The sequence below is a fragment of the Vibrio sp. CCB-PB317 genome (assembly GCF_022808245.1).
In the GTDB taxonomy this organism is placed as follows: Bacteria; Pseudomonadota; Gammaproteobacteria; order Enterobacterales; family Vibrionaceae; genus Vibrio; species Vibrio diabolicus.
This window is the reverse complement of sequence record NZ_JALGNU010000007.1, coordinates 1-10792: the sequence shown is the minus strand read 5'-3', so window position 1 is coordinate 10792 and position 10792 is coordinate 1. Positions and strand designations below refer to the sequence as shown.

13 protein-coding genes are annotated in these 10792 nt (G+C 39.0%); 11 read left to right on the top strand and 2 right to left on the bottom strand.

Annotated elements, in window-relative coordinates:
• The first annotated feature begins 594 nt into the window (after positions 1-594).
• The 10 genes from MTR11_RS23695 to MTR11_RS23610 all read left to right on the top strand — a co-directional run bounded on the left by MTR11_RS23695 (position 595) and on the right by MTR11_RS23610 (position 8761).
• Positions 595-1365, top strand: coding sequence for a hypothetical protein (locus MTR11_RS23695; RefSeq protein WP_243328499.1), 771 nt, complete (start codon positions 595-597; stop codon positions 1363-1365).
• 153 nt (positions 1366-1518) lie between these two features.
• On the top strand, positions 1519-1920 hold the full coding sequence (locus MTR11_RS23685; protein ID WP_005537025.1) for an HIT family protein: 402 nt from the start codon (positions 1519-1521) through the stop codon (positions 1918-1920).
• Positions 1921-2683: 763 nt separating this feature from the next.
• On the top strand, positions 2684-3169 hold the full coding sequence (locus MTR11_RS23670; RefSeq protein WP_069548082.1) for a hypothetical protein: 486 nt from the start codon (positions 2684-2686) through the stop codon (positions 3167-3169).
• A 157-nt stretch (positions 3170-3326) separates the two neighbouring features.
• Positions 3327-3674 carry a hypothetical protein gene (locus MTR11_RS23660; protein WP_031780756.1) on the top strand — a complete coding sequence of 116 codons (348 nt, stop codon included), beginning with the start codon at positions 3327-3329 and terminating at the stop codon, positions 3672-3674.
• A gap of 137 nt (positions 3675-3811) precedes the next feature.
• Complete coding sequence (locus tag MTR11_RS23650) at positions 3812-4375, top strand: hypothetical protein (protein ID WP_243328497.1); 564 nt, start codon at positions 3812-3814, stop codon at positions 4373-4375.
• Between the two features lie 140 nt (positions 4376-4515).
• A complete protein-coding gene (locus tag MTR11_RS23640; protein WP_025624115.1) occupies positions 4516-4989 on the top strand; it encodes a hypothetical protein in 474 nt (157 codons plus the stop codon).
• 132 nt (positions 4990-5121) lie between these two features.
• Positions 5122-5523, top strand: coding sequence for a hypothetical protein (locus MTR11_RS23630; protein WP_077281716.1), 402 nt, complete (start codon positions 5122-5124; stop codon positions 5521-5523).
• A gap of 157 nt (positions 5524-5680) precedes the next feature.
• Positions 5681-7516, top strand: a complete 1836-nt coding sequence (locus MTR11_RS23620) for an ATP-dependent nuclease (protein WP_243328496.1) — start codon at positions 5681-5683, stop codon at positions 7514-7516.
• A 158-nt stretch (positions 7517-7674) separates the two neighbouring features.
• A complete protein-coding gene (locus tag MTR11_RS23615) occupies positions 7675-8184 on the top strand; it encodes a GNAT family N-acetyltransferase (protein WP_243328495.1) in 510 nt (169 codons plus the stop codon).
• 151 nt (positions 8185-8335) lie between these two features.
• Positions 8336-8761 (top strand): nuclear transport factor 2 family protein, encoded by a 426-nt coding sequence (locus MTR11_RS23610; protein WP_085344792.1) that lies wholly within the window; start codon positions 8336-8338, stop codon positions 8759-8761.
• A gap of 132 nt (positions 8762-8893) precedes the next feature.
• Here MTR11_RS23610 and MTR11_RS23600 read toward each other — a convergent pair whose 3' ends face one another.
• On the bottom strand, positions 8894-9184 hold the full coding sequence (locus MTR11_RS23600) for a type II toxin-antitoxin system RelE family toxin (protein WP_243328494.1): 291 nt from the start codon (positions 9182-9184) through the stop codon (positions 8894-8896).
• Positions 9174-9422, bottom strand: a complete 249-nt coding sequence (locus tag MTR11_RS23595; protein WP_005377003.1) for a type II toxin-antitoxin system Phd/YefM family antitoxin — start codon at positions 9420-9422, stop codon at positions 9174-9176. The genes MTR11_RS23600 and MTR11_RS23595 overlap by 11 nt, the downstream gene beginning before the upstream one ends.
• Positions 9423-9619: 197 nt before the next feature.
• Here MTR11_RS23595 and MTR11_RS23585 point away from each other — a divergent pair, with 197 nt between their 5' ends.
• The gene (locus tag MTR11_RS23585) at positions 9620-10135 is read left to right on the top strand and encodes a GNAT family N-acetyltransferase (RefSeq protein ID WP_140388115.1); all 516 of its coding nucleotides are present in this window, start codon (positions 9620-9622) and stop codon (positions 10133-10135) included.
• Positions 10136-10792: the final 657 nt, after the last annotated feature.

Genomic DNA, 10792 nt, shown 5'->3' with positions numbered 1-10792 from the left:
TGTGCTTTGGTGCTCGTAACGTTTAGATGTGCATGCAAGTCATTTTAAATTAGTAAAAGGAATTACTATGTCCAAAAAGGAATCGGATAAACGTACTGCAATAAAGTTAGGTTTGTTCATGGCTGGCTCGGTATTTGGTGCAATCTTGTATATTTTTTTTGCATTTCCAGCATCTTGATTGTTCGGGTTACTAAATGTTGTCGGTTAGGCTCAAGCTACATGTAGGGATAGAATGTTAGTTGCCATCGTATACATCATTGTCACACTTCTTATGGTTAAAGTGCTTTTAAAGAAGAAAGTCTCTAAAAGTGTACTTTTTACTTCGCTCTTGAACTCTATTTTGGTGCAGTTGCGGTCGCCTCTTATATCGATTAGCTGTTCTGAGAGTACAGGTGTTCAATTTAAGCACGCACATAACAAACTGTTCAAGAGGGATTCGCAACGCGTGGCATTTTCACTATGCGTTGATTTTAGTGTTTAAGGCGGTTTGCGGCGGCTTTTGTATTGCGTTGCTCACCCCTTAACAGGGCGTTATGTGTCTAAGTGCATCCAAATTAGATATACTCAGCTAGTTTATGACGAAGGAGCGTTAATATGTACTTAAGGAAAATAATCACACTGATGTTATCTACATCATTATTGGTGTCTTTTAATGTTAACGCACAAGACTTTGAAGCCTCCTTCCTCAATGGGCTTTTTAAATACTTAGCTGAACGGCGCAACATGAATTTGATGTCTTATCATGGTGAAAAGGTCGCAGAGATAGGGCGTTTGTATTACGTTGAAAACCCGTCTTCTGCTAAAGAGCTCCAAGCATGGGCAGAAAAGGGTAAAGATATACAGTTATTCGAGCTAAGTAAGGGGTATGACTTTTCATCTTTAATAGAGTGGCAAAAAGGTGAGAGTTATCAAATTCAAGAGACGCTTGCGGGTCATATCTCTGCGGAACTGGAAGCTACGTTGAAGAAAAAAGGCATAAAGGCATCCACGTTCGTAACTGCTTTAAAAAAATCACAAATTCGATTTACCGTATATAGAAAAGTGGTTGGAGGCTTAGATGTATCAAAGAAAGTCAACAAAGATAAAGCCAAGTTAATCACTGAGTTTAACGATTTTGGTGAGGGAGAAGGGATGCTGATTCCTTTCCAACAACTCGTAGTTGCTGACTTTACTTATAGCTCGCAAGCATCAGCCGAGTTACAAGCCTTGTTAGGCTTTGATCTCCTGTCAAATGTTAAGGCTCAACTTTCTAGTAGTGTTGTAAGTGATAAGCAGGCAAACGTTACCTATCCAGCATCTACGACAATTGCTTTCAAAGCTTTCCCTGTCTACTTCAAAGACAAGAAATGGTTTGGCAAGTGGTGAGGCTAAACACATAACAAACTGTTTAAGAGTGATTCGCAACGCGTGGCATTTTTACTATGCGTTGATTTTAGTGGTTAAGGTGGCGTGCGGAAGCATCGGTATTGCGTTGCTCACACCTTAACAGGGCGTTAGCATACTTTGATAGGAGTTCAGATGGCTACGATAGTCGAACAAATTGTTAATCGTGAAATTGACTCGGTCATCGTGTACGAATCTGATCAAGTTATAGCTTTTGCAGACCATGATCCAATCAACTTTGGGCATATTTTAATTTGTCCTAAGACTCAATACCGTACATTCATTGACCTGCCTGAGTCTGTGTTTTTTGAGATCACCGACGTTGCAAGAGATTTATATAAACGTATAGAAGCTAAGTTCAATCCCGATGGTATCGGCTTTATGCAAAACAATGGAGAGGCACCTCATTTCAACGAGCTCGATCATTACCATTTGCATATTTTCCCTAGGTTTCATGGCGACCAGTACGGTTGGGTTAGTAGTGAACTTGGAATTCAAACTATGGATAAACTAAGAGAATCACTTAAAGATCTATGAGCATTGAAAAAGTATGCTAACAAATTGTTCAAGAGTGATTCGGCACGCGTGGCATTTTAACTATGCGTTGGTTTTGGTGGTTAAGGTGTTATGCGGAAGCATCGGTATTGCGTGCCTCACACCTTAACAAGGCGTTAGTTTGCAAGAGGAAAAACGCAGCTATATCGCAAGGTCTAGTGGTAAAAGCTCAAAGTGGAAATCGTCATATCGGCGTTCAATTTCAGTGTTAACTAGCGTGGTGAAAACCCCAAACTGGCAGCGTTTCTACGGTTGATTTGTTCTTTGGTGCAGCGATTTTTGGGTTAACTGGGTTGAACTTTTTTGCTGAAACTCTGCTCGTTGAGTTTGTTGGTGCAAAAGCCGGTTTATTCACTGAAATGACGTTTTCTCTGGTGTGGTAAGTTCACGTGGTTTTAGTGACTTTGTTGAAAGTCCGCACTGTGAGGTTGGTTTTCCAAAAGCGCTTTTTGGTGTTGTGAGTTCGTTTTCTGCGGCGTTGTTTGTTCCAAGTGGTTTCATTGAGTAGCCGCTTTGAGACTACGCCTGACTTAGATGCATCAAAACACATAAAGTTTATTGTTTGCAAAGTTTGAAATAACGTAAAATCAACGCTTTGGGTTTGCAAACTAACAAACTGCTCAAGAGGGATTCGCAACGCGTGGCATTTTCACTATGCGTTGAATTTAGTGATTAAGGTGGTATGCGGTGGCTTTTGTATTGCGTTACTCACCCCTTAGCAGGGCGTTATGTAGCAGGAGGGAACTTGCAAGATATAAAGAATATACTCGTTTACAAGCGAACTCACGTTGGTGATCCCAATGGGAAAGGTGAGTTTGGTGTAAACGACTGCATGGGGGAAATCCGTGACTATGATTTTGATGCTGTAATAGGTGTTGGCGGTTTAGGTAATGAGCCCTGCAGTTATGGAATTGATCGAAAGATCAATTGGGTTGGCATCAAGCCGACGAGAATGAATGGATCCGAAGCTCATCGCGCAGATATACTGAAATTCGAAAAATTTGTTTTGTTAGAGTCATCGGGTCCTATTTTTGAGCCAATGGCTCCATTACTCGCAAAGCGTTTATATCAAGATGGTGCTAGATTTGTATTCACAAGTATGACTGACAAAGAACGAGAAGAAGCCAGAAATATCTTAGCTTTTTGTTTGTCGTTACCTTCAGTTGAGCCATTACATGTATCTGAAAAGTGTAATCTAAGCTTTTCAAGCCCATGTACATCAAAGTGTTAAAGCTACATAACAAACTGTTTAAGAGGGATTCGCAACGCATGGCATTTTTTACTATGCGTTGGTATTGGTGTTTAAGGCGGTATGCAGCGGCTTCAGTGTTGCGCTGCTCACCCCTTAACAGGGCGTTATGCGCTCGCAGAAATGGAGATAATCAATCATGGAAGATTTAGCTAATTCGTTAAGAAGTTCTGGCCTAAAAGTCAAAATTAAAAAAGGAAAAATTGCAGTTCGGCTTGACGGGCTTTCAAATCCGGTTTCGATAATAAAAGATATACCTGCTGATGAGTATAAAGTGAAAACTAATGATTCGATTCTATCGATAATTGCCTGTCTTTTGCTATTTATTGGTCTGTCAGGTATTTATGAGTTTAGTGGTAATGCTTTGATAAATATTGCACTTATCTCCGTTTCTATATTGTCTTTTGTTACAGTGTTACTTACAGAGTTTAAGCTGACTAAATTACGCGCTACTGTAGTTGCGTTCAATCGTGGAGAACGCGCATAACAAATTGTTCAAGAGTGATTCGGCACGCGTGGCATTTTTACTATGCGTTGGTTTTAGTGTTTAAGGCGGTATGCAGCGGCTTCGGTATTGCGTTGTTCACCCCTTAACTGGGCGTTAGGTTTCAATGGGAAGTCGTTATGAATCAAGAGTTTTATACTATAGCTATTAGTTTAATCAGCTTATCGGTCGCCATCTTTGCTCTTTATTTAAACTACCGAAATCATCGCGTTAGTAGGAAGTCCTACTTTATAAACCGTGAACTAATGCGAAATGGCAACTTACATCTAGATTTTGTCAAATCAACCCAACTAGAGGACCGATATGTAGTTCATTTGGTCGTTTTTAATCCATCGCAAATCGGTTTGCTTCTCCACAGTCTTGCTGTTTTCGAAATCGTAGAAAATCGTAGCTGGATAAATGATCTTTTAAACAAGCGTGAATGGGTAGAGTTGACTAAAGCAAAGTGGTGGCCGACAACTAACTTAGATGACTTCAATATAAAGTCTAGGGCTGATGAATATAAAAATGTTTATGTAGAGAATAGTAGAGACATATATGTTTCAATTCCAGGCTTCATGCCAAGAACTAAGCATAAGTTTGAAATCGTAACAAACCTTGGGGGATACGCACATATTGGAAGTGTTGACTCAACAAGAAGTTATTTTTCACATAGTTTTCAACAGTTTTGGCATGAGAAATAAACCTAACAAACTGTTTAAGAGTGATTCGCAACGCGTGGCATTTTTGCTATGCGTTGAATTTAGTGTTTAAGGTGGTATGCGGCGGCTTCGGTATTGCGTTGCTCACCCCTTAGCAGGGCGTTAGGAGCTTTAAGTAAAAAATGGAATATAGTTTTGAATTTGCAGCGAGAATGATTGATTCTGCTGAATGTTTATTTAATACACATGCAGATAAGGAAGAAGCTGGTAGAGCCATTCTTTACCTGAGTTGTTTGTCATGTGAGATCAGTATGAAAGCTCTATTGGAGCAGACCGGATATACTACGAAAGAACTTCGACATTTTTCTCATAAGTTACACGATTTATTGGGTGAAATTAGCAGTTGTGGACATCGAGAATCGGAGCATAGAGCTAGTTCTATTCGCAGCAAGGTTGTAATAGAAAACACGGCTAATGGGACTGTTGGTACGCTATTAGCTTCTCAAGTTGGAAATGCATCAACATATCCAAATGAAATTCGCTATGGTGAAGTTGTAACCCATTTCCCTCCTGAGGCAATGTTAAACTGTGCGAAGGTCGTTCTCCATTGGTGCCTTGAAAACGAAGGTAGCTTATTACGTACAACCAGCTCCTAACAATCTGTTTAAGAGTGATTCGCAACGCGTGGCATTTTTACTATGCGTTGCGTTTGGTGTTTAAGGTGGTATGCGGGAGCTATGGTATTGCGTTGCTCACACCTTAACAGGGCGTTATGTGCAGGATGAAGTATGCAGGACGAAATTAATCAATATCATGAATTAGCTAAAGATGCAGGAAATCGACTGAGAGCTTACATCTTATCGGTTTCATCAGGTGCAACAGGTGTTTTTTTCTTGGCTTTGACTAAGGATGATCAAAAATACTCAGATTTAGAGCAAATTTTACTTTCTGCCGCTTTAATCAGTTTTGTTATTACTGTTGTTCTATGCCTTTATGAACTTCGTGTGGATGCAAAGCGATTCTTTGCGCTTACACAAGAGTTGAAAAAATCGAAAGATGAACAATGTTGGAAAGCCAATGAAAAATACAAGAAAAAACGGTATTGGCTAATTCATAGTTCGTACGTAACTCTTGGTATTGCTATGACAGCTACAAGTGCATTTTTGGTTCTGCGCATACTCTGCACATAACAAACTGTTCAAGAGGGATTCGCAACGCGTGGCATTTTTACAATGCGTTGATATTAGTGATTAAGGTGGTGTGCGGTGGCTTCGGTATTGCGTTGCTCACCCCTTAACAGGGCGTTAGCTTATTTGGTCAGTTTGGCGAAAATTATAAGAGATAAAAATGAAGTTAAAGAATCTGAAAATTTACAGTTTTAGAGCTATCAATGGAGATGAAAATGTTATCAATTTCATTGACAACAATATAGTTTTTATATTCGGGAAGAATAATATAGGTAAATCAAGCATTCTCCATGCTTATCAATATTTTGTAAAGCCTAATCAAGTTGCACAAGTCACTGATTTCTATAATCAAAACCCAGAAAATAGCATAGTCATAGAAGCCACCTACATTAAAGAAGATAGTGATAATGATTACTTCTCAAAAAATGGTTTTGATAAGTGGGTTAGTAAAGATAATGAAGTAAAGTTCAGAAAAACATGGAGTGAAGTAGGGAAAAAAGCCCAAAAAGAAACATTTTCTGTTGACAAAAATGAGTATGTCCCTGATGGGTTTGGTGGGTTAGAAACTTTCTTGACTAAGGTAACACCGAATATAATTTATATCGAAGCAATTCCTAGTGTGAAGTCTCTAACGGATTGGATTGAAAAAGAGATTAAGAGCAAATTGCTGAGGAAGCTCAAGGATAACCATAAAAAAGAATATGAAGCAGCAATATATGCTATTAAAGTTTTGCAAAACAAGGTAGAAACTGATGGTTATATTAGTGAAATTAATGAAGGTGCAAATAAATATTTTTCCGAAACCTTTCCAGACTTAAAGCTAAATATAGCTTCGAATCCAAATAAAGAAGCCGATATTACAAAATCTTTTGAGAAAGATTTTAGTGTCGCAATTAGTAGCGCTGATGAAGAAAAAGAACTGAATGATGCGCTAGATAAATTAAATGAAGTAGATAAAGGTGATGGGCAAGCCTTTGACCTACATGGACATGGTTTAATTAGACAAGCAATTATTAATATTTTAGGTTTCTTTAGAGATACGACTAAGGATGAAAAGCATATAATTTTATTTGAAGAGCCTGAATTATATTTGCATCCTGCAAATAAAAGAAAGTTTAGAAATACATTATATAGCATAGCTGAACAGGAAAACTATCAGGTTCTCTGTGTTTCACATGATCCTCAGTTGATCGATCTAAGTCGTGATCATACTTCTTTAGCACGGTTTGTTAAAAAGCAAACTGGTGAGACGATTGTATATCAGTCTAGTAACGATGTGTTTGCAAATGAAAAGGAGGTTAAAGATAGAATTTTGATGCTCAATCGCTTTAACCCTCATTTATGCGAAACATTTTTTTCTGACGATGTGATTATGGTAGAAGGTGATACTGAGGCTATAGTTTTAAGAACACTGATTGAGAAGTACTATCCAGAAAAAGAAGTGTTTGTGTTAAATGCATTGTCAAAGACAAACATGACATTTTTCATGCAAGTTCTTGGTCATTTTAAAATTCGCCAACACATTATTCATGATTCGGATGAAAGATATGATTATGAAGGTAGAAGACCTAAGGTAAATAAGGATGGTAGCTTTAAAACAAACAGCTCTTGGACACAAAGTAATAATATTTTTGAAATGCAATGTCGTTTGAATAATATTGAAGAGCTAGTACATAGATATGTTTCTATTAGGAACTTCGAGCATAGTCATGGTTATAAGCATAATGCAAAAAAAGGGAAACCATTGTCCGCATATGAATATGCTGAACAAATGGACATCAAAGATAACTCGATTTCAATCGTACGATTTCTTAAGCAGATTATTGGAGAACTTGAAAGGGAAATTCATGGTTATGACGAGTTGCATTTAAAGTCTGCGGTTAGGGAGCCGTTTGCAAGGGTTAGTCACTCCAATGTATATTGTAACTACGCCTCACCTTCACCTGTTGCAAAAAGAACAAATAAACTTAATGCATATGCCTATAATTCAATATAAATCAATAAGCTAACAAAGCATTTAAGAGTGATTCCCAACGCTTGGCATTTTTCATTCCATCGTTGGGTTTTGTGTTTACGGTGGTCTGGTTAAGTTTTGTGGATGCGTTGCTCACACCTTAATGCGGCGTTATAAGGCTCGAAGAAAAAGGAACTTACGTGGAAATCAGAGCAGGGAAATTAGAAGATGTTGCGGCTATAACCGACATCTTCAACTTCTACATCAAGCATACTAATGCTCGTTTTGAAGAATCGACATTTACACTAGAAAATCGTCAAAAATGGTTTTCTCACTTCTCAAGCAATAGCAAACATCAGCTTTATGTAGCCATTGAAAATGGGGAGTTGCTAGGTTTTGCTTGTTCCCAACCATATAGAGATATACCCGCATTTGAAGATACCGTCGAAGTTACCGTGTACCTTGCGTCATCTGCTAAAGGTAAGGGCTTAGGCTCGAAACTATACTCTCAGTTATTCTCGTCTATCAGTTGCTATGGTGTTCATAGGGCCTTGTCAGGTATTGCTTTACCCAATGAAGCGTCAATAGCCTTACATAAACGTTTTGGTTTCAGAGAGATTGGTGTATTTAATGAGTATGCAAAGAAAAACGGGAAGTACATTAGCTCTGTGTGGTTGGAAAAAGCGCTAAACTCAACCGGCGCCTTATAACAAAGCGTTCAAGACGGATTCACAACGCTTGGCATTTTCAGTTTGAATCGATTTAAGTGTTTACGGCACAATGGCTTAGGTTTGGTTGTCGGCGTTGTTCACCACTTAACGCGGCGTTATGCGTCAGAGTAATATGGATGTAAGAATAATTATGGAAAAAGACGATTTAGTAGAGCTAGTAGTTAAGTATTTCGAGAAAGTAGATGCGGGTGATCCTAGTTATCTGGATCTATTTTCAGAGGATGTTGATTTTTTCTTTCCTAAATTTGGACAGGCGAAAGGAAAGAATGCCTTAGTGGAGTTTGGCAATAGAATTGGTAGCTCATTGAACAGTATCTGGCACGACATAGACGGTTTTCAAATAACAACAGCTGGAAACAAGGTTATTGTTGAAGGACAGGAAGGAGGTGTAATGAGTGACGGTACTTCCTGGCCGGACAACACTGTGTCCACTGGTCGTTTTTGTAGTGTATTTGAGTTTAGTGGAAAATTAATAAGTCGTATGTACGTGTATGTAGATCCTGATTTTCCGAGCAGAGATTTACAAAGAATTTCTGTGCTGTCAGATGGAAAGTAACGCATAACAAACTGTTTAAGAGTGATTCGCAACGCGTGGCATTTTTACTATGCGTTGCGTTTAGTGTTTAAGGTGGTATGCGGAAGCTTCGGTATTGCGTTGCTCACACCTTAACAGGGCGTTATACCGCAATCAATCATCTAACCTTTTCATAGCTTTACGGTAAACATCGCTACGTTCGCGTTTTCCAACTGCTAAGACGGTTACAATGATGACATCGTCTTCAACTTTGTAGACGAGACGGTAGCCCGATTGACGCAACGTAATTTTATACATGTTGTCAGCTCCAGAAAGCTTTGAAGCCGGAACATGTGGGTTATCTAAGCGCTCGATTAGCTTTTTCTTAAATTGTTGTTGCAGAGTAGAGCCAAGCTTTTTCCACTCTTTGAGTGCACTCTTTTTAAAGTCGAGTTTATAGGTCATCAATATTTACCGAAATGCTCTCTTCAGATTCACGCTCTTTAGCGATAGCTAGTAGTTCAAGATCTTCGAGTCTGTCCATCATCATTTCGTACGCTTCGGCAGGTACGCAATAAAATGCGGGCTCATTTCGGTTTAATACAGCAACAGGTTCGCCGTAAGCACTAGTTGCAACTTTCATAGGATTAGCTTTCAACTCAGTAATGCTTGCAGCAACATCGGCTAAAATTCTAGTGGTCATATAATCGGTCTCTTAAGTGGTCTTTATGTTGGTCATTTTAGCCTCAAGCAAGCGGTATAACAAGTTGCTTAAGAGTGATTCGCAACGCGTGGCATTTTTACTATGCGTCGGTTTATTTGTTTAAGGTATTATGCGGAGGCTAAGGTATTGCGTTGCTCACACCTTAGCAAGGCGTTATGCATATGGAGAAAGTTCGCATGAAATTAGTAGTTCCAAGCACAGAATATCAAGAATCATATATCGAAATGATTCGAGAATTTATCGATAGAGATGAAGCTTTTGTTCCGTTTGTGTTGGGTGAAGATTATGCTGATTTTTCATCTATGCTCGGAAGGCTAAATGCATACTCTAGAGGTGAGCAGATGCCGGATGGTTTTGTTGCGCACAGTTCATTTTGGTTAATTGACGGACATGAGCAAGTTGTCGGCTGTTCAAATTTAAGGCATGAGTTGAATGACGGTTTACGTGTTTTGGGTGGTCATATTGGTTATGGAATAAAGCCATCACAAAGACAAAAAGGCTATGCAAAACTCATCTTAGAACTAACTCTACCTAAAGCAAAACATCAAGGCATCAAAAGTGCTTTGTTGACAGTAAATAAAGCAAATATTGGGTCGGTCAAAGCGATTGAATATAACAATGGTGTTCTTCAATCAGAAAAGGAAGTTTCAGGGCAAACAGGTTTAGTTCGCTACTATCGAATTGAGCTCTGATTTAACTTTGGTGCAAAAATATGCATAACAAAGCATTTAAGAGTGATTCGCAACGCTTGGCAGTTTCGCTTCGCTCAAGTATAGCCAAGCGCCGCTCACACCTTAATGCGGCGTTAGTACGGGTTTGACATCAAAGGTCATAAGTTTTGGTGTTTATCTGTTTTGGCGCTCGTCTTTACACCTTTCAGTTTGTACCTTTCACGTTCTTTCCGGTGGCACTATATGCGGAGTGTTCGCTTTGATTTTACCGTTTACGGCTTCTAACTCTTAGCCTATTTCTTTGGCGCTTTTTCATTTTCGTGGTGTTTTTTGAGAGAGCCTTGATTACTTTTGGTGTGGCTGTTGAGTGACGAGGAAAGAATCCTTTTTTAATTTTAAGCCAGTGAAAGTAGGGCAGTTCAGTGCATTTTTCTTCTAGCCAACTTTCGTCTTTCAATCGGGGTAAAGTTTTGTAGCTGCCCGTCTCACTTCAGTGTTCAAAGCCTTTCATATCATGCCAGTTTTCAATATCTTGGAGCGCATAAATAGAAGTAGCGCATGTACTAACAAATTGCTTAAGAGTGATTCGTAACGCGTGGCATTTTTACTTTGCGGTGGCTTATGGTGATTAAGGCGCTGTGCGGTAGCTTTTGTATTGCGTTACTCACACCTTAGCAA